General features: G+C 69.0%; 25 protein-coding genes and 1 riboswitch. Of the genes, 16 read left to right on the plus strand and 9 right to left on the minus strand.

The genetic code is table 11. The features are described 5' to 3' along the window. Positions 1-45 precede the first annotated feature (45 nt). Entirely contained in the window at positions 46-183 is a 138-nt protein-coding gene (locus ACPL7H_RS13545; RefSeq protein WP_424797410.1) for a FeoB-associated Cys-rich membrane protein, read from the minus strand. 159 nt (positions 184-342) lie between these two features. On the opposite strand from ACPL7H_RS13545, the gene ACPL7H_RS13550 reads away from it, so the two are divergent. The 3 genes from ACPL7H_RS13550 (at position 343) to ACPL7H_RS13560 (ending at position 2,407) form a co-directional block, all read left to right on the plus strand. Next, positions 343-1,305 carry a GlxA family transcriptional regulator gene (locus ACPL7H_RS13550; protein WP_424797411.1) on the plus strand — a complete coding sequence of 321 codons (963 nt, stop codon included), beginning with the start codon at positions 343-345 and terminating at the stop codon, positions 1,303-1,305. A gap of 45 nt (positions 1,306-1,350) precedes the next feature. Further along, positions 1,351-1,752, plus strand: coding sequence for a VOC family protein (locus ACPL7H_RS13555; protein ID WP_424797412.1), 402 nt, complete (start codon positions 1,351-1,353; stop codon positions 1,750-1,752). A gap of 76 nt (positions 1,753-1,828) precedes the next feature. Continuing rightward, positions 1,829-2,407 carry a histone deacetylase gene (locus ACPL7H_RS13560; RefSeq protein ID WP_424797413.1) on the plus strand — a complete coding sequence of 193 codons (579 nt, stop codon included), beginning with the start codon at positions 1,829-1,831 and terminating at the stop codon, positions 2,405-2,407. A 170-nt stretch (positions 2,408-2,577) separates the two neighbouring features. Here ACPL7H_RS13560 and ACPL7H_RS13565 read toward each other — a convergent pair whose 3' ends face one another. Next, the gene (locus ACPL7H_RS13565; RefSeq protein WP_424797414.1) at positions 2,578-4,245 is read right to left on the minus strand and encodes an MFS transporter; all 1,668 of its coding nucleotides are present in this window, start codon (positions 4,243-4,245) and stop codon (positions 2,578-2,580) included. A gap of 270 nt (positions 4,246-4,515) precedes the next feature. On the opposite strand from ACPL7H_RS13565, the gene ACPL7H_RS13570 reads away from it, so the two are divergent. The 9 genes from ACPL7H_RS13570 (at position 4,516) to ACPL7H_RS13610 (ending at position 13,946) form a co-directional block, all read left to right on the plus strand. Beyond that, the gene (locus ACPL7H_RS13570) at positions 4,516-5,205 is read left to right on the plus strand and encodes a GntR family transcriptional regulator (RefSeq protein WP_424797415.1); all 690 of its coding nucleotides are present in this window, start codon (positions 4,516-4,518) and stop codon (positions 5,203-5,205) included. Positions 5,206-5,219: 14 nt separating this feature from the next. Then, on the plus strand, positions 5,220-6,311 hold the full coding sequence (locus ACPL7H_RS13575) for a mandelate racemase/muconate lactonizing enzyme family protein (protein ID WP_424797416.1): 1,092 nt from the start codon (positions 5,220-5,222) through the stop codon (positions 6,309-6,311). Beyond that, a complete protein-coding gene (locus ACPL7H_RS13580) occupies positions 6,308-7,372 on the plus strand; it encodes an Ldh family oxidoreductase (RefSeq protein ID WP_424797417.1) in 1,065 nt (354 codons plus the stop codon). Before ACPL7H_RS13575 ends, ACPL7H_RS13580 begins: the two co-directional genes overlap by 4 nt. Before the next feature lie 59 nt (positions 7,373-7,431). Then, entirely contained in the window at positions 7,432-8,502 is a 1,071-nt protein-coding gene (locus tag ACPL7H_RS13585; protein WP_424797418.1) for a DctP family TRAP transporter solute-binding subunit, read from the plus strand. A 2-nt stretch (positions 8,503-8,504) separates the two neighbouring features. Next, entirely contained in the window at positions 8,505-9,050 is a 546-nt protein-coding gene (locus ACPL7H_RS13590; protein ID WP_424797419.1) for a TRAP transporter small permease, read from the plus strand. A 12-nt stretch (positions 9,051-9,062) separates the two neighbouring features. After that, a complete protein-coding gene (locus ACPL7H_RS13595; RefSeq protein ID WP_424797420.1) occupies positions 9,063-10,325 on the plus strand; it encodes a TRAP transporter large permease in 1,263 nt (420 codons plus the stop codon). Between the two features lie 25 nt (positions 10,326-10,350). Further along, a complete protein-coding gene (locus ACPL7H_RS13600) occupies positions 10,351-11,733 on the plus strand; it encodes an enolase C-terminal domain-like protein (RefSeq protein WP_424797421.1) in 1,383 nt (460 codons plus the stop codon). Beyond that, a complete protein-coding gene (locus ACPL7H_RS13605; protein WP_424797422.1) occupies positions 11,730-12,920 on the plus strand; it encodes a fumarylacetoacetate hydrolase family protein in 1,191 nt (396 codons plus the stop codon). The genes ACPL7H_RS13600 and ACPL7H_RS13605 overlap by 4 nt, the downstream gene beginning before the upstream one ends. Before the next feature lie 81 nt (positions 12,921-13,001). Next, positions 13,002-13,946, plus strand: a complete 945-nt coding sequence (locus ACPL7H_RS13610) for a pirin family protein (protein WP_424797423.1) — start codon at positions 13,002-13,004, stop codon at positions 13,944-13,946. Positions 13,947-13,972: 26 nt separating this feature from the next. Here ACPL7H_RS13610 and ACPL7H_RS13615 read toward each other — a convergent pair whose 3' ends face one another. The 6 genes from ACPL7H_RS13615 to ACPL7H_RS13640 all read right to left on the minus strand — a co-directional run bounded on the left by ACPL7H_RS13615 (position 13,973) and on the right by ACPL7H_RS13640 (position 20,674). Further along, positions 13,973-14,659, minus strand: a complete 687-nt coding sequence (locus ACPL7H_RS13615; RefSeq protein ID WP_424797424.1) for a FadR/GntR family transcriptional regulator — start codon at positions 14,657-14,659, stop codon at positions 13,973-13,975. Between the two features lie 61 nt (positions 14,660-14,720). Further along, positions 14,721-15,479, minus strand: a complete 759-nt coding sequence (locus tag ACPL7H_RS13620; protein WP_424797425.1) for an SDR family NAD(P)-dependent oxidoreductase — start codon at positions 15,477-15,479, stop codon at positions 14,721-14,723. Next, positions 15,476-16,312 (minus strand): fumarylacetoacetate hydrolase family protein, encoded by an 837-nt coding sequence (locus ACPL7H_RS13625; RefSeq protein WP_424797426.1) that lies wholly within the window; start codon positions 16,310-16,312, stop codon positions 15,476-15,478. The genes ACPL7H_RS13620 and ACPL7H_RS13625 overlap by 4 nt, the downstream gene beginning before the upstream one ends. A 236-nt stretch (positions 16,313-16,548) precedes the next feature. Further along, positions 16,549-16,740 carry a hypothetical protein gene (locus tag ACPL7H_RS13630; protein ID WP_424797427.1) on the minus strand — a complete coding sequence of 64 codons (192 nt, stop codon included), beginning with the start codon at positions 16,738-16,740 and terminating at the stop codon, positions 16,549-16,551. A 119-nt stretch (positions 16,741-16,859) separates the two neighbouring features. Further along, on the minus strand, positions 16,860-20,102 hold the full coding sequence (gene icmF / locus ACPL7H_RS13635; protein ID WP_424797428.1) for a fused isobutyryl-CoA mutase/GTPase IcmF: 3,243 nt from the start codon (positions 20,100-20,102) through the stop codon (positions 16,860-16,862). Between the two features lie 53 nt (positions 20,103-20,155). Next, positions 20,156-20,674: a MarR family winged helix-turn-helix transcriptional regulator gene (locus ACPL7H_RS13640; RefSeq protein ID WP_424786584.1), complete on the minus strand. Its 519-nt coding sequence runs from the start codon at positions 20,672-20,674 to the stop codon at positions 20,156-20,158. 151 nt (positions 20,675-20,825) lie between these two features. Continuing rightward, positions 20,826-20,926, plus strand: a riboswitch (SAM riboswitch). Between the two features lie 58 nt (positions 20,927-20,984). Here ACPL7H_RS13640 and ACPL7H_RS13645 point away from each other — a divergent pair. The 3 genes from ACPL7H_RS13645 (at position 20,985) to ACPL7H_RS13655 (ending at position 24,721) form a co-directional block, all read left to right on the plus strand. Beyond that, complete coding sequence (locus ACPL7H_RS13645; protein ID WP_424797429.1) at positions 20,985-21,905, plus strand: methylenetetrahydrofolate reductase; 921 nt, start codon at positions 20,985-20,987, stop codon at positions 21,903-21,905. Between the two features lie 76 nt (positions 21,906-21,981). Next, positions 21,982-24,306 carry a 5-methyltetrahydropteroyltriglutamate--homocysteine S-methyltransferase gene (gene metE, locus ACPL7H_RS13650; protein WP_424797430.1) on the plus strand — a complete coding sequence of 775 codons (2,325 nt, stop codon included), beginning with the start codon at positions 21,982-21,984 and terminating at the stop codon, positions 24,304-24,306. A gap of 106 nt (positions 24,307-24,412) precedes the next feature. Continuing rightward, positions 24,413-24,721, plus strand: a complete 309-nt coding sequence (locus tag ACPL7H_RS13655) for a YtxH domain-containing protein (RefSeq protein WP_424797431.1) — start codon at positions 24,413-24,415, stop codon at positions 24,719-24,721. A gap of 46 nt (positions 24,722-24,767) precedes the next feature. On the opposite strand, the gene ACPL7H_RS13660 is transcribed toward ACPL7H_RS13655, so the two are convergent. Continuing rightward, positions 24,768-25,493 carry an HNH endonuclease family protein gene (locus ACPL7H_RS13660; RefSeq protein ID WP_424797432.1) on the minus strand — a complete coding sequence of 242 codons (726 nt, stop codon included), beginning with the start codon at positions 25,491-25,493 and terminating at the stop codon, positions 24,768-24,770. Between the two features lie 143 nt (positions 25,494-25,636). On the opposite strand from ACPL7H_RS13660, the gene ACPL7H_RS13665 reads away from it, so the two are divergent. Continuing rightward, positions 25,637-26,707: a VIT1/CCC1 transporter family protein gene (locus ACPL7H_RS13665; RefSeq protein WP_424786579.1), complete on the plus strand. Its 1,071-nt coding sequence runs from the start codon at positions 25,637-25,639 to the stop codon at positions 26,705-26,707. Positions 26,708-26,719: the final 12 nt, after the last annotated feature.

The raw sequence follows: 26,719 nt of genomic DNA on the forward strand, positions 1-26,719 counted from the left end.
CGGCGGTGAACTCAATAGTGGGCTCGAGCCGGCGTGGCCATGGCCTCAGGGCAGTATGCGCGGAGCGTGCTCATACTCCGAACGCGGGGGTGGGGCGGAGCCGTAACCGTCGCGGTAGACGGTCCGGACGGCGAAGGCCACCAGGGACAGGATCAAGGCGAGTACGACGATGAGAGTAAACATGGCAGTTATCGTGCGCCCATTGCGTCTCTGCCACCAGTGGCAGATATGCCAAGATCCGTTTAGTTCCTGCCAACCGTCTCGTGGCCTCATCCGGACGATGCGGTGGCAGAGGTATTGCTACCCATTGATTTCCTGCCATCGGTGCAGGATGCTGGTGGGATGCAGAAGGTCGCCGTGATCGTGCAGGACGGCGTCGAGCCGTTCGGGCTTGGCGCCTTGTGTGAACTCTGGGACGAGCCCTACCACCCCGATGACGACAACCCGGTGTTCGACTTCGTCGTCTGTGCTCCCGAGCCGGGCCGGATCCGAGCCAACTCCGGTTTCGATCTGCACGTCGAGCACGGCTTGGACGCCGCGAAGGATGCGGACCTGATCTGCGTTGCCCCCAAGCAGGACATAACCGCCGATCACTCGGACGTGCTGGACCTGCTCCGCGAGGCCGACGCCGGCGGCCGGAGCCTGTTCTCGCACTGCACCGCGGCCTTCACCCTCGGACGGGCCGGCCTGCTGGATGGTCGGCGGTGTGCCACGCACTGGCGTTATGCGGACCGTCTGATCGCCATGTTCCCCGAGGCCGTGGTGGACCGGGACGTGCTGTACGTGACCGACGGCAGGCTGACCACCGGTGCCGGTGCGGCCGCGGTGCTGGACGCCGGCCTGCACCTGATGCGCGAACTCTTCGGTGCGGGCACCGCGGCGACCGCGGCCCGGCGGATGGTGGTGCCCCCGCACCGCTCCGGTGGCCAGAGCCAGTACATCGCCCGAGCGGTCCCGGACTGCCGGGCCGAGACGCTCGGACCCCTGCTGACCTGGATCGTGGCGAACCTGCAGGAGGATCTGAGCGTGGAGGCACTCGCTCGCCGCGCGCACATGTCGGCACGGACCTTCGCCCGGCGCTTCCGGGCCGAGACAGGTCAGACACCGCACGCTTGGGTGGTCAGTCAGCGAGTGGCCGCGGCCGAGGAGATGCTGGAGAGCGGCGACGGTTCGGTGGAGTGGGTCGCCGACCAGGTCGGATTCGGCAACGCCGGCACCCTGCGTCAGCACTTCCTGCGGGAACGAGGCGTGTCCCCCCAGGCCTACCGGCGCACGTTCGGGACGCTGGAGAAGGCCGGGCGCTGACCAAACAGCTGGTGTGTGCAGACGGGCCCTGGGAAAGTGGCTCCCATGACTTCCTTCGTGTCACATACGACCATCGACGCCCGTAACGCCTATGAGATCTCGGAATGGTGGAAGCAGGTGCTGGACTACGGTGACGTGCCCGGCGACCCGAACGAGCCGGGGCATGCGGAGTGCATGATCCAGGACGTTGACGGCAGGCACCGGATCCTGTTCCTCGAGGTGGAGGAGCCCAAGTCGAAGAAGAACCGCATCCATCTGGATCTTCGTCCCACCGAGGGTGACCGGGACACCGAGTTGGCGCGCCTGCTCGAACTGGGCGCCCGTGAGGTGGCCGATCGTCGAGGCAAGTACGGTCCTGGCACCGGGTGGGTCGTCCTGGCTGACCCGGAGGGCAACGAGTTCTGCATCCTGCGCTCCGAGGCCGAGGTGAGTGCGACCGAAGGCTGAGACCCTTTCGGCGAGACAGGAATTGGTACCAGTCGAGATGGTGGCCGCCGGATTCGGAGTCTGAAACCACAGCGCGATGGACGAGGTCTGGTATGTCAGTTACGGCTCGAACATGAGCCGGCAGCGGCTGCTGTGCTACTTGAAAGGTGGCTGCCCACCGGGCGGAGTTCGAACCTACCCCGGAGCGCGGGACCCGAGCCCGCCCACCGAGGCTGTGGCCGTCCACCTACCCGGGCGGAGCTACTTCGCCGGGCACTCGCTGACCTGGGGCGGTGGGATGGCCTTCTACGACCACCACGAGCCCGGACCCACGCCCGCGCGGGCCTACCGGATCACGGTCGGGCAGTTCGCCGATATCACCGCCCAGGAAATGCGGAGGGAGCCGGTGGCCAACGGTCCGCTGGAGCAACTCCTTGCCGGTGGCCTCACCGACTCAAGCCACCGCGTCGGGCCTGGTCGGTACGAGACTTTGGTGGACGTCGGTGCACGGGATGGGCTGCCGATGCTGACCTTCACCAGCCCGGGTGGGCTCGACCGTGCCGAGCACGTGGCCCCTACCGCGGCCTACCTGGCCATGCTTACGCAAGGGCTGCGGGAGGGCCACGGCTGGTCCGACGAGCGCATCGCCGTCTATCTGGAGGGCGTGCTGCCCTGAGCGGCGATGCGGGGCGCTTGGTCGGACGCCGTACCGGCCGCGCGAAACGGTGCGGGAGTCGCGGTCCGGGGGCTGTCAGCGGCCCGTTTCACCGCGGGTGAAGAACACCGATTAGGCGCTGAACCCCCTGCCCTCGGACTCCTCGACTGCCGGCGTGAGACTCCGCTCCCTCACTCGGCCCTCGCAGGGCCCGTTGCCGTCGGCGCCTGCGGCACGGGTGTGTCCTCGGGCAGTGCCCGCCCCTCGTCGCCGGACTCGTCGTGCCCGCTCGGAGGGTTCTCGCTGCCGACCTCGTCGACGCCTGGGTCAGAGTCGATGCGCGCGTGCCGCAGACCCCACAGGATCACCGCCGCGAGTACCGCTAGTCCGAGGGTCGCGAAGGCGTAGGTGTTCCGGGTGGCGACGGCGAAGGCGTCGATTGCGGCAGCGTGCAGCGGCACGCCGAGTTCGTCCGGTAGCGACCGGGCGGTCGCGAGTGCCGAGCCGATGCTCTGCAGGCTCAGTTCGCGCGTGGCCTCATCCAGACCGGCCGGCAGGGTACCTCCGAGTCTGCTCTGGTAGCTGACGAAGGCGATCGTTCCCCCGGTGGCCAGTCCGATGGTGTTCCCGAGGCTCCCGGCGACGTCGGTGCTCGCCGAGGCCGAGCCGGTCTGCGCCGCGGGGGCGCTGTTGACGATGATGACCGCGCCGAGCGCGAAGACTGGTGCTGCGCCGGCAGCGATGATCGATACCGCCGCCAGCGCCGGCGCCACCGACGCCTCGCCCTGGAGCAATACGGCCATCAGCAGCGCTCCACCGGCGGCGATCAGGACGCCTGTTCCCATGACCGCGCTCGGCCGGACCCACCGAAGGAATGATGGCGCCAAGACGGTCGCGACGATAGAGAGCGTCGCGGGGATGATCAGCAGCATGCCGGCGGTGAACGGGGAGTGCCCGAGCCCGACCTGCAAGTACTGGGCGAACTGCATGTCGGCACCAGCGGTGGCAAGGATCACCAGCAGGATCGCCACGAGCCCCACGGTGAACGACCGGGAGGCAAACAGTGCCGGGTCCAGCAACGGCGTGGTCAGCCGGAGTTGACGCCGGATGAACAGCAGGCCCGCGACGAGACCGACGGCGACCGCTGCCACCTGCGGCGGTCCCACGTTCCGGGAGGCGAGTTCCTGGCCACCGTAGACCACGAGCGCCACCGCGGTCAGGGACAGCAGCACGCTCACCATGTCGATCCGACCGACCCCGCTCCCGGGAACCTTGGGCAGGGTCGGCGCCAACAGCGCCACCAGGAACGCGATCGGTACGTTGAGCAGGAAGATCGACCCCCACCAGAAGTTCTCCAACAGAGCGCCGCCGATGGGCGGGCCGAATGCCACCCCGCCGGAGAAGGCCGACATGAAGATGGCCACGGCACGGGAGAACTGGGCATCGGATGTGAACATGCGCCGCAGCAGGGCCATCCCCGCCGGGATCATGGAGATTGCCGAGAAGCCGATCAGCGCCCGGGCGGCTATCAGGTACTCGATCGAGGGGGCGTAGGCGGCCAGCAGGTTCGCACTGCCGTAGGCGAGTGCGCTGATGACCAGCAGCCGTCGCGGGCCGAACCGGTCCACCAGGCGCCCGGCGGTCAGCACCAGCCCGGCGCCGACCAGGTCCCCGATGTGCAGCATCCATAACTGCTGGGTGGCGGTGGGTTCCAGCGCCGCGGCGATCGTCGGGGTGGCCAGGAAGAGCACGGTCATGTCGATGGCGACCATGAACACCGGGACGGTCAGCAGGGCCAGACCTGCCCAGGCGGCCAGGCTCGCCCGCGGAGGAGGTGTAGGAGTCATCTCAAGTCTCATAACGTTACGTAATGGAACGTTACGAACGTAGGCGACGCACGCATCGGCCGTCAACCCCCTCAGCAACGCGAACGGCCGATCCAGGAGGCTCTACGTCCACTCACGTCCGCATCGGTTCGCGGCAACTTGCTCCGATGTATTAGCGCCGCCCTCCGCCGCTCCGGGGGTAACGTCACCGGATCGTAATCAAACATCGGAGCACTCAACCCTTGTTGACCAACTTGTGTCCAAGTAGGGTGACGGCCAACCACCGAGATCAATGAGGCTTCGATGACGACCAAGGCTCGCCAGTCGCTGAGCGTGCAGATCTACACCGAACTACGTCACGAGATCGCCACCCTGCAGTTGCAGCCCGGCACGATGCTGTTCGAAAACTCCCTGGCGGCCCGGTACGAGACCAGCCGGACCCCGGTCCGTCAGGCCCTGACCCGCCTGGAGCAGGAGGAGTTGATCGAGGTACTGCCCCAGCGCGGAGCGCAGATCGCCCCCTTGTCCATCCAGCGCATCATCGAAGCCCAGGAGATCCGCAACAGCCTGGAGGTCACCGCGATCCGAAAGGCCGCGGAACTGTGGCGATCGTCGGAGTTGAGGTTCCGTCGTTACGACGAGCAGATCCGGGAGAACCTGCGCGAGCAGGACCACGCCTCGAGCCAGAGCGACCTGGCCTCTTTCGCCCGCCTGGACGGGGAGTTCCACGCCATCTTCATGCGGGTGGCCGGAAACCTCCTGCTGCTGCACATGGTGGAACAGGCCCGGGTGCACCTGATGCGGATGCGCTACCTGGAGTTGCGCACCATGCGCCACGACGAGGGGGCCATCGCCCAGCACCGTCAGATCCACCAAGCCGTACGGTCCAATGACGCCGACCGTGCCGTGCTGATCCTGATCGACCACCTGCAACTGCTCACCGCCGCCCGCGACGAGCTCGTCGGCGCCCACCCCCAGTTGTTCTCCGCCTGAAGGCAAGGAGCCCCATGTCCCGAATCACCGATGTCTCGGTCCGCATGCTCGACATCCCCGTCGAGGTGCCCCGCTCCGACGCCATCCAAGCCTTCACTTCCCAGGAGACCCCGTTCGTGGAGATCCGCACCGACGACGGGCTCACCGGCCGCGGATACACCTACACCATCGGCACCGGCGGCAGCGCGGTGATGGCCCTGCTGCGCGATGTATTCGTGCCCCAGCTGCCCGGTCAGGACGCCCGCCGGATCGAGGCGATCTGGTCCGCCCTGCACGGCTCCACCCGCGCCACCACTACCGGTGCGCTGACCTCGCTGGCGCTGGCCGCCGTCGACACCGCTCTGTGGGATCTGAAGGCCCAGCGACAGAACGAACCACTGTGGATCGCCGCCGGCGGGTACCGCCGTCAGGTCCCGATGTATGACACCGAGAGCGGTTGGCTGCACCTGGACGCCGACGACCTCATCGCCGGGGCGCAGGCGATGCGGGACAAGGGCTGGAAGGCGCTGAAGGTCAAGGTCGGCAAACCCACCATGGCCGAGGACCTGGAACGGCTCCGGGCGGTTCGCGAAGTGGTCGGTGACGACGTCGACATCATGATCGATGCGAACCAAGCCTTCACCGGAGCCGAGGCGCTGCGCCGCATCACCGCCTTCGATGATGCTGTCGGGATCGCCTGGTTCGAGGAGCCGCTCCCGGCCGACGACGTGCTCGGCCACGTGGAGCTGGCCCGGCGCACCTCGGTGCCGATCGCGGTGGGGGAGACCCTGTACAGCCCGGCACAGTTCCGCACGTACCTGAACAGCAACGCCGCTGCCATCGTGCAGGTCGACGTGGCCCGCGTCGGGGGTATCACCCCCTGGCTCAAGGTCGCCCACCTGGCCGAGGTCTCCAATGTGGATGTCTGCCCCCACTTCCTGATGGAACTGCACGTGAGCCTGGTGGCGGCCATCCCGAACGGGCGCTACGTGGAGCACATCCCGCAACTGACCACCCTGACCCGCACGCCCGTCGAGATCGAAGGGGACCGGGCCAGCGCCCCGCGCACCCCCGGCCTGGGTATCGACTGGGACCTGGACAGAGTTGAGGAGTTGACGATCGCATGAGCAGAATCGACGTCGACCACGCCCGGGACGTGGCGGCCGCGCTGCTGCGCGGCGCAGGAGTGCCCGACGACGACGCGCACCTGACCGCCGACTGTCTGGTGTACGCCGATCGCCGTGGCACCGCCTCACACGGTTTGCTGCGCCTGCCGCTGTACCTGAGCGCGCTGGAAGCCGGGGGCATCAACCCGCGGCCCCAGATGCGCTGGGTCAACTCCCATCCCGGCGGTGGCCTGCTGCACGCCGACGGCGCCCTGGGGCAGGTGGCGACGGGACAGGCCGTGGAGTTCGTCGCCGAACGGATCGAGGCAAGCCCGGTGGTGGCCGTCGTCGTCCAGGACTCCACCCACTACGGCGCCGGCGCGTACTGGTCTGACCTCATCGCAGACCTGGGCTGCGTGGCCCTGATCACCTCCACCACCGGTCCGGTGGCCGCCCCGCACGGGGCGCACCGCACCGTCCTGGGCTCCAACCCCTTGACCATCGCCCTGCCCGCCGGTGCCGAGGGCCACCTCACCGCAGACATCGCCACCAGTGCCGGTGCCTACGGGAAAGTGGTGGAGGCCGCCAACGCCGGGGAGCAGATTCCCCCCGGCTGGGCGGTGGACTCGGCCGGACGCCCCACCACCGATCCCGACCAGGCCCTGCGCGGGGCCCTGGTCGCGATGGGCGGCCACAAGGGCTCGGCGCTGATGGTGGCCCTGGAAGGGCTGTCCGCGGCCCTGGGGTCCGCGGCCTACGCCTTCGAGACCGAGGACATCTGGGTCAATCCCGCCTCCCGGATGAACGTGGGCCACACGCTGATCGCGTTGAACCCGGCCTTCTTCGGTGGCACCGACCACACCGCCGCCCGGGTGGAGACCCTGCGGCAGGCCGTACGCGACGCCGGCGAGCCGGGAGCGGTGCACGCACCGGGAGATATCGAACTGGCCCGGGCTGCCCGGAACACCCGCACCATCGAGGTGGCCGAGTCCACCGTGACCGCCGTCAATGACCTCGCTCGATCCCACCGCACACCCCTCCTGCGCCCCGACAGCCAGCCCGGAGATGGCCCCGCCTCGTAGAAGCCCCCTACCACCCACCTTCCGAACCCGAACCACTCAGCAGTTCAAAGGAGAATGAGATGAAGACCCGCACCCGCACCATCGCCAGCCAGGTGAGCATGCTCGCCGCGATCGGCCTGGTCGCCACCGCCTGCGTCTCCAGCGAGGCGCCCGGCTCCGGCGACGCCGAACCCGACACCGACGACAACGGCACCGAGGTGACCGAGGACGACGCCGGGACGGGCGACGACGTGGAGACCACCACCGCCCGGTTCGCCTACGTCTACGACCCCTCCCACCCGGTGGGAAGTTGCGGCGTCCCCGCCATCCAGGAAGGGCTCGAGGGCAGCGGCATCTCCATCGACGACTACCCCGCGGCGCAACTGGGCAACGAGGCCGAACTGCTCGAGCAGGTGGCCAGTGGTGGCCTCGAACTGGCTGTGGCCGGCCCCTCCTTCCTCGGGGTGTGGCACGAGGAGGCGGCAATGTTCGACGCCCCGTTCCTGTTCCGGGACGTGGACCACTTCCAGGAGACCCTCGATGGCCCCATCGCCGAGGACGTCTGGGGTGACCTGGCCGAGGAGTCCGGCCTGAACGTGCTGTCCTCCTGGTACTACGGCACCAGGCACGTGACCTCGAACATGGAGGTGAACACCTCCGCCGACCTGCAGGGGGTGACCCTGCGCGCCGCGGACGCCCCGTTGTACCTGACCATGGCCGAGATCATGGGCGGCTCACCCACACCGATGGCTCTGGACGAGGTGTACCTGGCACTGCAGCAGGGCACCATCGACGCCCAGGAGAACCCGATCCCGACCATCGCCAGCCAGGGCTTCCACGAGGTGCAGGACTACATCAACCTCACCGGCCACATGATCCAGGGCGTCATGGTGGTCACCAGCGACCAGTACCTGGACTCCCTCTCCGATGAGGACCGCACCGCCCTGGAGGACGCCATGGTCGGGGCAACCGAGGCCGTGCGCGACTGCATCGAGCAGCAGGAGAACGACTTCCTCGAGGAGTGGCGCGAGACCGGTGAGATCACCGTGAACGACGACATCGACCACGACCACTTCCGCGAGCGGGCGATGGAGATCGTGCCGGAGAACTTCGCCTGGGGTGACCTCTACCTCGAGATCCAGGGTTCCTGACGGTGACGGCGGCGCCCACGGACCAGGACTACCTGGAGCAGAAGTCGCGGATATACGGCGCGGTGGTGTTCATCGAGCGTGTGCTCTCGATGTGGTTGCTCACCGCGTTGCTGGTGCTCATCGGGATCCAGGTGTTCACCCGGTACGTGCTGAACTCCCCGTTCGTCTGGACGGAAGAGTTGGCCAGGTTCGTGTTGATCTGGTTCGCGTTCATGTCCGCGTCCTTCGTCATGGCGCGCCGCCGTCACATCACCGTGCTGCTCTATTCGGCCCGGTCCTCCGGGCGGGTGATCGCCGCGATCGATGCGTTCGCCTACTTCATGGTCCTGGCGGTGTCGGCAGTGCTGACCTACGGCGCATGGGACCTGGTGCGCGCAACCGGCCGGCTGAATGCCCCGGCCACCGACATTCCGCTGAGCGTGGTCTATGCGGCGTTGTTGGTCGGGTCGGTACTGATGACACTGCACGCGGCGTTCAACCTGTACCTGGCCGCGCGGTACCCGGGCCGGTACCAGGAGTCCGACGACATCGAGAAGATCGGACTCTGAGATGACCGTTCTGTGGATGATTCTGGCCCTGTTCCTGCTCCTGGGCTGCGCGTCCCGGTGGCGTGGGCGCTCCTGGTGCCGGCCCTGGTGTACGTCGTACTGGACGGCTCGGCGAGTTTCCAGATCGCCGCCCAGCAGACCGTCTCCGGGGTGAACACGTTCCCGTTGCTGGCGGTGCCGCTGTTCATCATGCTGGGCAACATCGCCAACGTCTCCGGCATCTCCGACCGGTTGTTCAACGCGGCCACCGCGCTGCTGGGTCACTTCCGCGGCAGCCTGGGCTACGTCAACGTGTTCACCAGTTTCGGGTTCGCGTGGATGAGCGGCGCGGCGATCAGTGACGCCGCGGCGCTCGGCCGGGTGCAGGTGCCGGCGATGCTCAAGCGGAACTATCCCGAGGGCCTGACGCTGGGTATCACGGCCGGTTCATCGCTGATCGCCCCGATCCTGCCGCCGTCGATCCCGGCGATCATCTACGCCGTCACCGCCGGGATCTCGGTGGGTGCGCTGTTCATCGCCGGGATCGTGCCCGCGCTGCTGCTGCTCACGGTGCTGTGCGTGACGGTGTTCGTCTCCCTGCGCAAGCGCAACGACCTGCGCCTGGCCAAGGCCAGTGTCCGGGACCAGGTGACGCTGTCACTGAAAGCCCTGCCGGCGCTGGGCGCGGCAATCGTGGTGCTCGGCGGGATCCTGGGCGGGATCTTCACCCCCACCGAGGCCGCCGGGATCGGCGTGGTCTACATGACCGTACTGGCGATCTTCTACGGCGCGATGAACTGGCACAACGTCAGGCGCGTGCTGCAGAACACGGTGGAGACCACCGGGTCGGTGCTGATCATCGTGTGCGCAGCGGCGTTGTTCGGTTGGGTCCTGGCCCGTGAACGGGTCCCGCAGCTGGCCGGGGAGTTCATCTTCGGCCTGACCGAGAACCCGATCGTGTTCCTGCTGCTGCTGAACGTGCTGCTGTTCATCATCGGGGCGATCATCGAGCCGACCGCGGCGATCCTGGTGCTGGTCCCGGTGCTGGCTCCGGTGGCCACCCTGTACGGGCTCGACCCGCTGCACGTGGGCTCGGTGATCATCTTCAACCTGATGCTGGGCCTGCTCACCCCACCGGTGGGCCTGGTGCTGTTCGTGCTGTCCAGCGTGACCGACATACCGGTCTCACGGATCATCCGCGGAGTGGTGCCGGTGTACGTGCCGCTGGTGGCCGTGCTCCTGCTGATCAGTTTCATCCCGTTCTTCACCACCTGGCTGCCCGGAGTGCTCGGGTAGCCGCCCATTAACCGAAAGGACCTTCATGACCACCATCGCCTCGGTGCGCACCGACGACGTGCGGTTCCCCACCTCCCTGGAGCTGGACGGCTCCGACGCGGTCAATGTGGACCCGGACTACTCCGCGGCCTACGTGCAGATCACCACCGAGTCCGGGGAGAGCGGGCACGGCCTGGTGTTCACCGCCGGGCGCGGGAACGAGATCGTGGCCCGGGCCATCGACTCCTACGGTGACCTGCTCATCGGCAAGAACACCGATGAGTTGCTGGCGGACCTGGGCGCGGCGGCGAAACTGCTCGTACACGACTCGCAGATGCGCTGGTTGGGCCCGGAGAAGGGGGTGAGCCACATGGCCGCCGGGGCGCTGATCAACGCCCTGTGGGACCTGGCCGCCCGCCGCGCCGGCAAACCGCTGTGGCGGTTCGTCGCGGAAATGGAGCCGGAGGAGATCGTGCGTGCGGTCGACTTCACCCACATCACCGACGCGCTCACGCCGGAGGAGGCCCTGGAGATCCTGCGCAGGGGCCAGGAAGGCAAGGCCGAACGGATCGAAGAACTCCAGCGCGAGGGCTTTCCCGCCTACACCACAACCCCGGGCTGGCTGGGCTACTCCGATGAGAAGCTCATCCGGTTGAGCAAGGAGGCCGTGGCCGACGGGTTCGACCTGATCAAACTCAAGGTGGGCGGCTCCCTGGAGGACGACCGGCGGCGCATGGACCTGGTCCGTCGCGAACTCGGCCAGGACCTTCGGGTGGCCATCGATGCCAACCAGCGCTGGGACGTGAACGAGGCGATCGAGTGGGTGAACGCGCTGGCCGAGTTCGACCCGTGGTGGATCGAGGAGGCCACCAGCACCGATGAGATCCTGGGGCATGCGCGGATCCGCGCCGAGGTGGCGCCGGTGAAGGTGGCCACCGGTGAGGCGGTGGCGAACCGGATCGTGTTCAAGCAACTGCTGCAGGCCGGTGGGATCGACATCATGCAGATCGACGCCACCCGGGTGGCCGGGGTGAACGAGAACCTGGCGAACCTGCTGCTGGCCGCCAAGTTCGAGGTTCCGGTCTGCCCGCACGCCGGTGGGGTGGGGTTGTGCGAATTGGTGCAGCACTTCTCCTTCATCGACTACGCGGTGGTGTCCACCTCCCAGCAGGACCGATACATTGAGTTCGTCGACCACCTGCACGAGCACTTCGTGGAACCGGTGCGGGTCCGCGACGGCCGTTACCAGGCACCCGTACAGCCCGGCATCGGCGCCGAGATGCACACCGCGTCGCGGCAGCGCTGGACCTTCCCCGACGGCCCCGGATGGCAGGAGGTCGCCGGCAGGGCGGCAGTGACCGGTGCCACGCGCGCCCACGCCGACTCCAGTGCCGACACCGACACCGACCCCATGGAGACGTCCCGATGAGCGCGGACCTGAACGAGGCCCTCACCACCGCGAAACTGCTGCCCGACGACGTCGGCGACGCCACCCTGATCGGCCGGGTCTGGGACCCGGCCGCCGGGGGGCCCTCGGTGGTGCGGGTGACGGCCGAGGACGTGATCGACCTGAGCGGTTCGGTGGCCACGGTGCGCGACATCACCGAGCACCCCGACCCGGCCGGCTACGCGGCCGGGCTGGACGGGCCGAGCCTGGGGTCGCCGTCGGCCATCGTGGCCAACACCCCGCCGGAGCGGCGGGATGCGTCCCTGCCCGGGTTCCTCTCGCCGGTGGATGTGCACGTGGTCAAGGCCGCCGGGGTGACCTTCCCGGTGTCGATGATCGAACGGGTCATCGAGGAGCGTGCCCATGGCGACGCCGGCGCCGCGGCGAAGATCCGTGAGCAGATCGGCTCGGTGGTGGGCGGGTCGCTGCAGGACCTCAAGCCCGGCTCGGAGGAAGCGGCCCGGGTCAAGGACATGCTGGTGGAGCGGGGCTGGTGGAGCCAGTACCTGGAGGTGGGCATCGGCCCGGATCCCGAGGTGTTCACCAAGGCACCCGTGCTGGCCAGTGTGGGCACCGGGGTGGAGATCGGGCTGCACGCGGACTCGGCCTGGAACAACCCCGAGCCCGAGGTGGTGCTGGTGGTCTCCTCCACCGGGCGCGTCGTGGGGGCCACGCTGGGCAACGACGTGAACCTGCGCGATGTGGAGGGTCGCTCCGCGCTGCTGCTGCCCAAGGCCAAGGACAACAACGCCTCGGCCGCGATCGGCCCGTTCCTGCGCCTGTTCGACGAGGGCTATCGGATGGACCAGGTGCGCGCAGCGGACGTGACGCTGACCATCGAGGGCACCGACGGGTTCCGGCTGGAGGCCAACAGCCCGCTGTCGAAGATCAGCCGGGACCCGGAGGACCTGGTCTCCCACGTGATCGGTGACCATCACCAGTACCCCGACGGGTTCGCGCTGTACCTGGGCACGCTGTTCGCCCCCACCCAGGACCGCGGGGAAGGTGGTTCGGGCTTCACCCACGCCCTGGGCGACATCGTCACCATCAGTGAGCCCGGTCTCGGGTCGCTGGTGAACCGGGTCACGCACAGCCACCAGGCCGAGCCGTGGACGATGGGGATCGACGACTTCTACCGCAACCTGCTGCAGCGGGGTCTGTTGCGCTGAGGTGACGCGGGGGTCTCAGCGCAAGGCCGGTCGCCGCCGCTGGGACTGCCGCCCCCTTCCGTCTGTGCCAGGGTGAACGGCATGGGCGATGTGCAGTTGATCACCAGCCGGGAGGTGCCCCTCGGGGGGCCGCGGGCGATGCGGGTGCGCCGGACGTTGCCGCAGCGGGCCCGGTCGCTCATCGGCGCCTGGTGCTTCGTGGACCACTACGGCCCCGACGATGTCTCGAGCACTGGTGGGATGGACGTGCCGCCGCACCCGCACACCGGCTTGCAGACGGTCAGTTGGTTGTTCACCGGAGAGATCGAACATCGGGACACCACCGGCGCCCACGCCCTGGTCCGGCCCGGGGAAGTGAACATCATGACCGCCGGGCACGGCGTGGCCCACTCGGAGGTCTCCACCCCCGGGTGTGACACCTTGCACGGGGTGCAGCTGTGGACCGTGCTGCCCGAGGCCTCCCGGCACTCCACCCGGGACTTCACCCACCACGTCCCCGAACCGCTCGCCCTCCAGGGCGCTGAGGCGCGGGTGCTGATCGGGTCGTTGGCCGGCCATACCTCCCCGGTGCCCGCTTACAGCCCGCTGCTGGGTGCTGAACTGCTGCTCGATCCCGACACCGAGATCGTCCTCGACGTCGAGCCGGATTTCGAGCACGGAGTGCTGGTGGACGCCGGGCCGGTACGCCTGCAGCAGACGGAGTTGGAACCGAGCGAACTCGGCTACCTGGGCCCGGGCCATGACCGGCTCAGGCTGACCAACCTGACCGATCGGCCCGCCCGGGTGATGCTGCTGGGCGGTGAACCGTTCCCGGAGCCGGTGATGATGTGGTGGAACTTCATCGGCCGCACCCACGAGGAGATCGTCGACTACCGCACGGAGTGGGAGGCGGGCTCGGAACGATTCGGACGGGTCCAGGGCTATACCGGGTCGGTGCAGCGCCTGCCGGCCCCGCCGATGCCCAAGGTCCGTCTGAAACCCCGCATGAACCCCCCCGGTGACGGCGACCCGAGCGCCTGGGGCTAGGACGGGACCGCCACGAGTGTGATGACTCAGTCCCCGGTGAGGCGCGCGGCGCCGTGCAGCCAGTGCTCCACACCGGCGATGTGCGCTGCCGCCTGGGCGCGGGCCAGGTCCGGGTCGCGCACCTCGATCGCGTCCAGGATGGCGGTGTGGTCGGCCAGGGTGCGTTCGACGACGCCGGCCTGGGTGATGCCGCGCCAGATCCGGGCGCGCACGGTGGCACTGGAGATGGAGTCGATCAGGCTGCCCAGGTAGTTGTTCCCGGCCGCGTCGGTGATGCCCTTGTGAAATCGCAGGTCGTGCTCGACCAGCTCCTCCACCGTCGCGGCCTTGGCCACCTGGTCCAGGTCGGCGCGCAGCGCGGCGATCTGCTCATCGGTCATCCGGCTGGTGGCGCGCGCCGCGGCAGCCTCCTCCAGCACCCGGCGCACCTCGAAGATCTCCAGCACCGAGGCGTCGTCGTGCAGGTCGATCACGAACGAGATCGCCTCGAGCAGCAACGTCGGGTCCAGGCTGGTCACATAGGTGCCGTCGCCGCGGCGCACGTCCAGCACCCGGATCACCTCCAGGGCCTTGACCGCCTCGCGCATCGACGAGCGGGAGAGCCCCAGGCGCTCGCTCAGTTCCTTCTCCGGCGGCAGCCGCATCCCGGGCTTCAGTTCACCGCTCATGATCATCGACTTGATTTTGGTGATCGCGTGGTCGGTGACTGCCATAGCGCTGAGCATAGTGAGGGGCGGGTTCGCCAGGGGCTGTACCGCGCTGAACGTACCGGCCTCAGGAAGGCATGCGCAGGTCGTTCATCCCGCCGTCGACCGACAGCGAGATACCCGTCACCGCTCCGGACAGCGGCGAAGCCAGGTAGGCGATCGCACGGGCCACGTCGATCGGTTCGACCAGCTCATTGGTGGGCTGGCGGGCACGCAACTGCGCGAGCATCGTCTCGGGGTTCTCCGCCGAGGCGAGCAGCCGCTGTACCCACGGGGTGTTCACGGTGCCGGGGGAGACGCAGTTGACCCGGATGCCCTCACCGACGTGATCGGCCGCCATCGCCCGGGTCAGCGCCAGCACCGCGCCCTTGGAGGCGGTGTAGACGGCCCGCTGGGGCAGCCCCACCAGCGCGGCGATGGAGCAGGTGTTGACGATCGCGGCTGCCCGGGAGCGGCGCAGGTGCGGGATGGCGGCCGCGCTGACCCGTGCGATGCCGACCACGTTGATGTCCAGTACCTGCAGCCAATCCGCGGAGGAGTTCTGGGTGACATCGCCCTGGGCGCCGATCCCGGCGTTGTTGACCACGATGTCCAAGCCGCCGAGATCAGCAACGACCCGCTCGATCGCGGAATTGACCTCGTCATCGGACTGCACATCGGCCCGGTACAGGGGCAGCCCCTCCGGTGGCGCGCCCTCGTCACGGTCCAGGAGCGCCACCCGCGCCCCACGCTCGGACAACTCGACGGCGGTGGTGGCTCCGATCCCGGAAGCACCGCCGGTGACCAGGGCCACCAGCCCCGCGAGGTCCTGTGCCGGGGCGCTCATGCCTGCACCAGTTCCTGGCGCTGACGGCCCAGGCCCTCGATTACCAGTTCCATCACGTCACCGGCGCGCAGGTAGGGCTGGCCGGGTAGGCCCATCGCCACCCCCGCCGGGGTGCCGGTGTTCACCACATCACCGGGGTGCAGCACCATGAACTGGCTCAGGTAGTGGATGATGTGCCCGACGCCGAACACCATGTCCGCTGTGGTGCCGTCCTGGCGCAGCTCCCCGTTCACCCACAGGCGCAGGTTCAGGTTGCCCGGGTCGGCCACCTCATCGGCGGTGACCAGTACCGGGCCGAGCGGGTTGAACGTCTCGCAACTCTTGCCCTTGTCCCACTGCCCGCCGCGCTCGAGCTGGAACTCCCGCTCCGACACGTCGTTGGCGATGGCGTACCCGGCCACGCAGTCCAGAGCCGCTTGCTCGTCGGGCAGGTACCGGGCGGTCCGACCGATGACGACGGCGAGTTCGACCTCCCAGTCGGTCTTGACCGACTCGCGGGGGATGAGCACCTGGTCATCCGGGCCGACGACGGTAGCCGGGTCCTTCATGAACAGCACCGGTTCGGCGGGGATGTCCATCCCGGACTCGGCGGCGTGATCGCGGTAGTTCAGGCCGATGCAGACCACCTTGCCGGGCCGTGCGACCGGGGCGCCGATGCGGCCGGGCTCCAGCGGCGTCAGGCCCCCGAGCACACCGGCCCAGTCCACCTCACCCTGTCGGCCGAGGAACTCGCCGTCGATCTCCTCGGTCACCGTGCGCAGGTCGCGCCAGGTGTCGCCGTCCAGTACTGCCGGGACCTCAGCCCCGGCCGGTCCTACTCGCCCGAATCGCATGGTGTTCTTTCCCTGTTCTGGTGTGGTGTTGTCGGGGCTGCCGGGGGCTCCCAGATGCCAGCCCAAAGCCTAGTCATCCGATGTTTAGGGTGTCGACCTTGACCGGATGGCGGAACCTCGGGCTCGAAGTCGGGTGTGCCACCCACCTGCGGACCGATTCTCCAACTGAATCGGCTGGGGGTGTCTCTCGCTCAAGGCGTGTCCCTCGGGCGGGACCTCGGCCCGGGCGGGATGGCTCAGGCGCCGAGGCGCTGATCCCACTGCTCGAGTTCGCTCAGCAGCGACCACTCCCATCCGGTCAGGCCCTCGCCGTCCAGCCGGGCGCGCAGGCCGTCCTCGTCCCCGCCGATCAGGTGCAGGACCGCGTCGCGTTCGGCGCGCGCCTCGGCCTCGGTGGTCTCGGTGTTCTCCCTGGTGTGCTGTGTCATGATCTCCTCCGCATCTGCGGGCGATCGGCGCCGGTGTCCAGCCGATGCCATCTGCCTCCAATGTCGCACCCGCTCAGCATGCACCCCGGCACCGACACTCCGCCCGGAAGCGTTCTGTTTCACACGTTGCGCCGGTACTGGCCACCCACCTCGAAGAATGCCTCGGTCACCTGCTGCAGGGAACACACCCTGGCGGCGGTCATCAGTTCGGCGAAGGCGTTCTCGCCGGTCACCGCCACACGCTTGAGCCGTTCCAGCGCCTCGGTGGCCTCCTCGCGGTGGCGGTCCTGGAAGTCGGCCACGCGCTCCAACTGGGAGCGCTTCTCCGCCTCGGTGGCGCGGGCCAGCTCCACCGTGGCGTCCTCGGGCTCCTCCGAGGGTGGACGGCGGAAGGTGTTCACGCCGATGATCGGTAGCGTGCCGTCATGCTTGCGGTGCTCGTACAGCAGCGATTCGTCCTGGATCTTGCCGCGCTGGTACCCGGTCTCCATCGCGCCGAGCACACCACCGCGTTCGGAGATCCGGTCGAACTCGGCCAGCACGGCCTCCTCGACCAGGTCGGTGAGTTCATCGATGATGAACGAGCCCTGGTTGGGGTTCTCGTTCAGTGCCAGTCCCCACTCCTTGTTGATGATCAGTTGGATCGCCAGCGCCCGGCGCGCCGACTCGGCCGACGGGGTGGTCACGGCCTCGTCGTAGGCGTTGGTGTGCAGGCTGTTGGCATTGTCGTAGATGGCGATCAGGGCTTGCAGGGTGGTGCGGATGTCATTGAAGTCCATCTCCTGGGCGTGCAGGGAACGACCCGACGTCTGCACGTGGTACTTCAGTTTCTGGCTGCGCTCGCCGCCGCCGTACTTCTCCCGCATCGCCACCGCCCAGATGCGGCGGGCCACCCGCCCGATCACCGAGTACTCCGGGTCCATCCCGTTGGAGAAGAAGAAGGACAGGTTGGGTGCGAAGTCGTCGATGTCCATCCCCCGTGCCAGGTAGGACTCCACGTACGTGAACCCGTTGGCCAACGTGAACGCCAACTGGCTGAGCGGGTTCGCCCCGGCCTCGGCGATGTGATAGCCGGAGATCGAGACCGAGTAGAAGTTGCGCACCCCGTTGTCGATGAACCACTGCTGGATGTCGCCCATCATCCGCAGCGAGAACTCGGTGGTGAACAGGCAGGTGTTCTGCCCCTGGTCCTCCTTGAGGATGTCGGCCTGCACGGTGCCGCGCACGTTCGCCAGGGCGTGCCCGCGCAACTCCTCGGCTTCGGCGGCTGAGGGCTCGCGCCCCTCGTCCTGGCGGAAGGCGTCCAGCTGCTGGTCGATGGCGGCATTGAGGAAGAACGCCAGCACGGTGGGTGCCGGCCCGTTAATCGTCATCGACACCGAGGTCGCCGGCGACACCAGGTCGAAGCCGTCGTAGAGAGCCTTCATATCCTCCAGCGAGGCGATCGAGACACCGGAGGTGCCGACCTTGCCGTAGATATCGGGCCGGGCGGCAGGGTCGTGACCGTAGAGGGTGACCGAATCGAACGCGGTGGACAGCCGAGTGGCCGGCTGGCCCTCGGAGAGCAGCTTGAACCGCCGGTTGGTGCGGAAGGGGTCGCCCTCACCGGCGAACATCCGGGTCGGATCCTCATCGGCCCGCTTGAACGCATAGAGCCCGGCGGTGAACGGGAAGCGCCCGGGCAGGTTCTCCCGGCGCCAGAAGCGCACCATGTCCCCGGCGTCGCGGAAGCGCGGCAGTGCCACCCGGGGCACCTTCGTGCCGGACAGGGACTCCCGGGTCAGGCGGGTGGTGATGTCACGCTCGCGCACTCGCACCGTGTGCTCGGTCCCGGAGTAGACCTGCACCGTCGCCGGCCACTGCTGCTGCTGTTCGAGCACCTCGGCCGGCAACGCCCGGCGTGCGTCCTCGGCAAGCCGGGCCACGTCGTCGTGCGCCTTGCCTGCCGCGGACAACTCCTCGAGTGTGAACTCCAGGTGCTGCACCCGGCTGGCCGCATCGGCGTAGGTCTCGGTGTCGGCATGGTAGCCCCGGACCGTTTCGGCGATCTCGGCCAGGTAGCGCACCCGGGCCGCGGGGACCACCGGGGTGATCATCGACGAGTACCGCACGTCGACTCTGGGCAACGCGCCCGCGCCCACCTCCAGTCCGTGTTCGCCGAGCCGGTCGCGCAGCTCCTGGTACAGCGCCGTCACGCCGTCGTCGTTGAAGGTGGCCGCGGAGGTGCCGTAGACGGGCATGTCCTGTGGCTTGGAACCGAAGGCCTCCCGGTTGCGCACCATCTGGCGGCCCACATCGCGCAGCGCATCCATCGCTCCGCGGCGCTCGAACTTGTTGATCGCGACCACGTCGGCGAAGTCGAGCATGTCGATCTTCTCCAGTTGGCTGGCCGCTCCGAACTCCGGCGTCATCACATACAGGGACACATCGGCCAGCGGAACGATGCCCGCGTCACCCTGCCCGATCCCGGGGGTCTCGACGATGATGAGGTCGAAACCCGCCGCTTTGAGGATGTCGAGGACGGCCGGGACCGCCTCGGGCACCTCGCTGTCCCCGCGGGTCGCCATGGACCGGAAGTAGGTCTGCTCACCGCCCAGGGCGTTCATCCGGATCCGGTCGGCCAGCAGCGCACCACCGCCCTTACGCCGCGTGGGGTCGATGGCCAGCACCGCGATGCGTAACCGGTCGCCCTGGTCCACCCGGAAGCGGCGCAGCACCTCATCGGTCAGGGACGACTTGCCCGAACCGCCGGTGCCGGTGATCCCGAGCACCGGGACGGTGCGCCGCCCGGCGGCCTCGACGTACCGGCCTCGGTCGGCCTCGCTGATGCGCCCCAGTTCGGCGCCGGTGACCGCCCGGGCCAGCGCCGTCCGGTCCCCGGCCAGGACGGCGTGGACGTCGGCTCCGCCGAGTTCCCACAGGTCGACGTCGGCCTGTTCGATGACCTGGTTGACCATCCCCGGCAGTCCGAGTCGTTGACCGTCCTCGGGGGAGAAGATCGTCACTCCCGATTCGCGTAGCCGAGTGATCTCCTCGGGCACGATCACGCCGCCCCCGCCGCCGACCACCTTGATGTGGCCGGCGCCGCGTTCGGCGAGCTGGTCGACGAGGTACTCGAAGTACTCCACGTGCCCGCCCTGGTAGGAGGAGACGGCAACGGCCTGGACGTCCTCCTCCAGTGCGGCTTCGGCGACCTCCTGCACCGACCGGTTGTGGCCCAGGTGCACCACCTCGGCGCCCTGGGACTGCATGATCCGGCGCATGATGTTGATCGAGGCGTCGTGCCCGTCGAACAGGCTGGCAGCGGTGACGACGCGGACCGGGTGCTCCGGCACATGCAGGGGTCGTGCTTGTTCGGTCATGGCGTCCTCGGCTCACCGTCGGGTGCGACTACTCCAGATACTAGGACATCCAACTATTCCTCGATAGGGGGTGGCTGCACCTGATCGCCGCCGTCGGCGCGCATCAGGCCCAGCAACTTCGTCAGTTCCCGAACCTGTTCGGGCGGCAGACCGGGTCGGATGAAGACCTCGGCGTTGAGCGCGCTGGTCGCCTCCTCCACGGCCGTCCTCCCGGTAACGGTCAGGGAGGCCAGCACGACCCGGCCGTCGGAGTTGCTGCGCACCCGCTCCACGTAGCCCTGCCGCACCAGCCGCTCGACCAGGCTGGTCACGCTGGTCGGGTGCACCTGCAGCAAGGAGCCCATCCGGGACATCGCCATCTCCCCTCCGGCGGCGAACGACAGTAACCGGAGCACCTCGTACCGGGCGAAGGTCAACTCCATCGGGCGCAGGACCGAATCGATGCGCTCGGCCAGCAACTGGTTGACCCGCACGATCGAGGTGACCAGGGCCATGCCGTCGGCGGCTTCAGCCCAGCCGTGCCGGACCCACTGTTGATGGGCCTGATGGATCGGGTCCCGGTCGGCGCGCACGCGACCACCCTACGGCGCAAGCCGAGTGCGTCCCGGGGCGTTGCGGACACCTCACGAGCGTCACGGCGCCAGCCAGACCGGAATCTCAGGGGATGAGACGGGCGGACTTTACTCTTGTGCCTGCCCGGCAGCAGGCCCGTAGTCTGGCTACCGACCATCCAGAGCGGCCGAGAGACCTGGCTCCACGACGCCGCAGCAACCCCCAACGGAAGCCTCCCGCGGGAAGGGTGCTCACGCCAGGACCGATGGAGTTCTTCATGCAGGCATCCCCCGACGGGCGCATCCGATGAGCACGGCTAGCCTTCTTCGTGTGCCCTCCGACCGACCGACCATCTCCTTCGAGCTCTACCCCCCGCGCTCGGAGAAGGGCGAGCGCGCCCTGGTGCGCACCCTCGCGGAACTGGCCGCGGCCCAACCGGACTTCTTCTCCATCACCTACGGCGCGTCCGGCTCCACCCGGGAGACCTCACGGGAGTTGATCCGGCGGGTCGTCACCGAGACCGAGGTCACCCCGATCGCCCACCTGACCTGTGTGGGGGCCTCCGCGGGGGAACTGCGCGGGGTGATCGAGGACCTGCTCGACGAGGGGGTGCGCGACTTCCTCGCCCTGCGCGGGGACCCGCCCGCGGGCGAACCGGACTGGGAGCCGCACCCGCAGGGGCTGACCCGCTCCAGCCAACTGGTGCGCCTGCTGCGGTCCATCGAGGCCGAACGGTTCGGCGATGCCGGTGCCACCACCGGGCAGGTGAACCCGCTGAGCATCTCGGTGGCGACCTATCCCGGCGCACTGCGCGACAAGACCGGTAACCCGGTGGTCGACCCGCGTGACATCGCCGCCCTGGTGGAGAAGCAGGAGGCCGGTGCCGACTTCGCGATCACCCAGATCTTCTACGACGCCGGGCACTACGCCGCGCTGCTGGAACAGGCCCGCTCGGCCGGGGTGCACATCCCGATCCTGCCGGGGGTGATCCCGTTGACCGACCCGCGCCGGCTGCGCAAGCTGCACCAACTCACCGGCGTACGCCCCCCCGAGGGTCTATTGGACACGCTGGATGGAGCTGCCTCCAAGCAGGAGGCCTACCGGCTGGGTCTGCAGGCCACCCGCTCGCTGGTCAACGACATCCTCGCCCTCGGGGCACCCGGCCTGCACGTGTACACCTTCAACACCGCCACGCCGGCACTGGACCTGCTCTACGGGTCCGGGCTGCGCCCGGTTCCCACCCTGGCCTGAGCCCCGGCGAGGAGCGCCCCCACCCGGCCCCGCCGTCGTCGGCTTGATCTTCAACCGCACCCGAACAGGAAGTCTCATGACACAGCACACCCCGTTCCCCGCCGCCACCATCCTGGGCTACCCCCGGATCGGCCCGGATCGCGAACTCAAACGAGCCGTGGAGTCCTTCTGGGCCGGCCGCACCGACGCCGCCGAACTGACCGCATCCGCACGCGCGCTGCGTGCGGATCTGCGCACCCGCCTGCGTGGCCTGGGTCTGGACGCCCAGGACGCCTCGATCCCCTCCGACTTCACCTTCTATGACCAGGTGCTCTCGGTGGCCGCACAGGTGGGGGCGATCCCGGCGCGGTTCGACGACCTGCGCGATCAGAACGGATCGCTGGACCTGGCCGGCTACTTCACCGTGGCCCGCGGGGAGGGTGACCGGGCACCGCTGGAGATGACCAAGTGGTTCGACTCCAACTATCACTACCTGGTGCCCGAGATCGGCCCGGAGACCGCCTTCGATCTGGTTGAGACCCCCAGCGTGGCAGCGTTCACCGAGGCCGCCGAGGACGGCGTGATCACCCGCCCGGTGCTGGTGGGTCCGATCACGTTCCTGCTGCTGTCCAAGGCCAGTGAGGCGGCCCCGGACGGCTTCAGCCCGCTGGACCGTATCGATGACCTGACCGCGGTGTACGCCCGGTGGCTGGCCGCCTTCGCCGAGGCCGGTGCTCCCTGGGTGCAGCTGGACGAGCCGGGGCTGGTCTCCGACACCTGGCCGATCTCCCGGGCCGAACTCGGCGAACTGGTCTCCCGGGTCTACACCACCCTGGCCGGGGCGAGTGAGCGACCGGCGCTGTTCGTGGCCGCGCCCTACCACCGGCTGGGCAGCGCGTTCACCCCGTTGGCCCGAAGCGGGGTGGAGGCGATCGGACTGGACCTGGTGCGCGGGGACGTCCCCGACGACGTGGCGGGTGCGGACCTGTCCGGGGTGACCCTGGTGGCCGGGCTGGTCGATGGGCACAACGTGTGGCGCACCGACCTGGACGCCGCCCACGAGAAACTCACCGCCCTGCGCGGCGCTGCCGGGCCCGAGGCCACCGTGGCGGTGTCCACCTCCACCTCGCTGTTCCACGTGCCGCACACCGTGGCCGATGAACCCCAGCTGCCCGCGCAGCTGCGGTCCTGGCTGGCGTTCGCCGATGAGAAGGTCGGTGAGGTCCGGGCCCTGGCGGCCGGGCCCGAGCGGGCCGCCGACGCGTTCGAGGCCTCCCGCGCGGTGCGGGCCAATCGGGCCGGCGCCGAGGGGGTCACGGTGCCCGTGGTGCGTGAGCGCACGGGCCGGCTGTCGAAGGCCGACTTCGCGCGCAGCGACTACCCCACCCGGCAGGCCGCCCAGCGGGCGGCGCTGGACCTACCGGAGTTGCCGACGACGACGATCGGGTCGTTCCCGCAGACCGCCGAGGTGCGGCGCGCCCGGGCGAAGGCACGACGCGGCGACATCACCGGAGAGGAGTACCTGGCGGCGATGCGCGCCGAGATCGACCGGGTGATCGCGCTGCAGGAGGAACTGGGCCTGGATGTGTTGGTGCACGGCGAGCCCGAGCGCAACGACATGGTGCAGTACTTCGCCGAGAACCTCGACGGTTTCGCGGTCACCCAGAACGGGTGGGTGCAGTCCTACGGATCCCGGTGCACCCGGCCCTCGATCCTGTGGGGTGACGTGTCCCGGCCCGAACCGATCACGGTGCAGTGGTCCACCTACGCCGCCTCCCGCACGGACAAGCCGGTCAAGGGCATGCTCACCGGTCCGGTGACGATCCTGGCCTGGTCCTTCGTGCGCGATGATCAGCCGCTGGGTGAGACCGCCAACCAGGTGGCCCTGGCGCTGCGCGATGAGGTGGCGGATCTGGAGGCGGCCGGGATCGGGCTGATCCAGGTGGATGAGCCGGCGCTTCGGGAACTGCTGCCGCTGCGCCAGGAAGAACACGAGGACTACCTGGACTGGTCGGTCAACGCGTTCCGGCTGGCTACCGCCGGCGCCGGGGACGCCACCCAGGTGCACACCCACCTGTGCTACTCCGAGTTCGGTGAGGTCATCGGGGCTATCGATGGCCTCGATGCCGACGTGACCTCGGTGGAAGCGGCCCGGTCCAAGATGGAGATCGTCCCGGACATCGCCGACTCCTCCTTCGCCCGGGGGATCGGGCCGGGGGTCTACGACATCCACTCACCCCGGGTGCCCAGCACCGCCGAACTCACCGGACTGCTCCGGATCGCGCTGGGCTCGGTGGACCCGCACCAGTTGTGGGTCAACCCCGACTGCGGGCTGAAGACCCGAGGCTATGAGGAGACCACGGCCTCACTGCGCAATCTGGTGGCCGCGGCCAGGGAGGCGCGCGCGATCGTGCAGGCCTGATCCGGCCGGGGTTCGCACCGGAGCGGCTCCAACCGCACTCCCCGGCGTGCGATCACGGCGAGCAGCGCTAGCGTGGAGGCACGAAGACAACGAGGGAGTGGATGCTATGAAGGGCAAGGTCGGGTTCGTGCTGGGCGCCGCCGTGGGATACCTGTTGGGTACCCGCGCCGGCCAGGAGCACTACGACAAGATCAAGGCGCAGGCCAAGAACGTCTGGGAGAACCCGACGGTGCAGGAAAAGGTCTCGGCTGCGGAGAGCAAGGTCGGGGAGGTCATGCGCGAGCAGGGCTCGCACGTGGCGGGAAAGATCACCGACACGGTCAAGAGCAAGTTCGGCTCCGACTCCTCCGTGGGCTCCGAGGACGTTCAGGCCCCGGCCGAGCCTTACCCGCCGGCACCGCGCCCGCACGACTGAGGTCGTCCAGAGTTCGCCGTGGCTCGCCCGGGCCGGCTGTGCGTCGTCAGCCGGCCGGGCAGGCCGTGACGATCTCGGTGAGCGCGCCCAGTTCCTCCGGGGTCACGCCCAGGCGGTAGGCGTCCTTGATCAGTACCTGCTGGACGGCGTAGGCGCAGTGAAACCGCTCATCGGAGGGCAGCCAGTGCGCGGCATCGGAGGCGCCCTTGTCCTGGTTGGCCGCTCCGTCCACCGCGATGAGGTTCCCCGGGTCATTGGCGAAGGCCAGGGCCACTGACGGCGACCAGGAATCGGCCCCCTTGCTCCACGCATCGGCCAGGGCCACCACGTGGTCGATCTGTACCGCTGAACTGGTGTCCGGGCCGCGTTCGAACTCGATCCGGTGCCCGGTGTAGGGGTCGTGCAGCACACCGGCCACCACCACGCACGGTTGCACCGGGTCGTAGGTGACCTCGGCGAGCCAGTGGGCCAGTTGATCGTTGCGGGTGTCACAGCCGTTGCCGTCCACATCGAACCACGGCGGACCGAAGTGATCGCGGTCATAGCCGGCCAGCATCCGCGGCTCGCCCACCACCGGCAGCCGGGTCAGTGCCTCCGTCGCGGCCTGCACCCGCTCGGGTGGGACCGTCCACGCCGGGGCCGGGGTCACCTGCGCCCACCACGTCGGGGCCACCAGCGCGAACACCACGCACAGCACCGCCACGGCGACGGCGTGCAGCACCCGCCGCACCAGGCCGGGCTCCCACCCCAGCAGTTCCGCCAGTCTGTTCACCACCAGGAGCCTCACAGGGCACACCCGGCCCGGGCCCGCGCCGCCGAGTCTGGTGTGGACCCCGGGATCGCCCCGGGCAACGCTGTGGACACGGGCGCGGCGCCGTCATCGGGAGTGCCCCGGGATACGCAACACTGGTCCCCATGTCCGACCCTTCCCCGCGCAGGACCCAGGTGCGCCGGTGGCGCCGGTACCTGGCCGAGGAGCAGGCCGAGGCCAAGGTCTACCGGGCGTTGGCGCAGCGCCGCAGTGGTGAGGAGGCGCAGATCCTGAACGCCCTCGCCGATGCCGAAGCGCGTCATGCCGCGCATTGGGAGCAACTGCTGGCCGACTACCCCGGCCGCGCCCGCGGCCCTTCGTTGCGGTCACGCCTGTTGATCCTGCTGGCCGGATGGTTCGGCTCGGTCTTCGTGCTCGCCCTGGCCCAGCGTGCCGAGTCGCGTTCGGCCTATGCCGAGGACGACGACGCCACCGACGCCATGGCCGCTGACGAGCGGATCCATGCCGAGGTGGTGCGTTCGCTGGCGGTGCGGGGCCGGGCCAGGATGTCCGGCTCGTTCCGGGCCGCGGTGTTCGGGATGAACGACGGGCTGGTCTCCAACCTTGCTCTGGTGCTGGGGATCGGCGCAGCAGGCACCTCCACGAACGTCATCCTGCTGGCCGGGCTGTCCGGGCTGCTCGCCGGGGCGTTGTCGATGGCGGCGGGGGAGTACGTCTCGGTGCAGTCCCAGCGGGAACTCGTCGATGCCTCCGCCCCGAGCCCGTCGGCCCATACCGTGATCGAGCACCTGGATGTCGACGCCAACGAACTCGCCCTGATCTACCGCGCCCGGGGGATGCCGGAGCAGGAGGCGCAGGCCCGGGCCGCCGAGCGCCTTGCGGTGGCCGACCCGCAACGCCAGCAACCACTCGGGGCCGGCTCGGCACCCGTCGAGCTCGGCTCGGCCCTGGGTGCGGCGGTGGCCAGTTTCTTCTTCTTCGCCACCGGGGCGATCATCCCGGTACTGCCCTACCTGTTCGGGGCCAACGGGCTGTTGGCGGTGCTGCTGGCCGCGCTGCTGGTCGGGGTTGCGCTGGTGGTCACCGGCGCGACCGTGGGCCTGCTGTCCGGATCCTCGCCCTGGCTTCGGGCGCTGCGGCAACTGGGCATCGGGTGGGGTGCGGCAGCGGTCACCTACGCGCTGGGGCTGGCCTTCGGTGCGGTGATCGGCTGAGCGGCCGAAAGG

The organism is Pseudactinotalea sp. Z1732, assembly GCF_049724975.1.
Taxonomy (GTDB): domain Bacteria; phylum Actinomycetota; class Actinomycetes; order Actinomycetales; family Beutenbergiaceae; genus CALKWS01.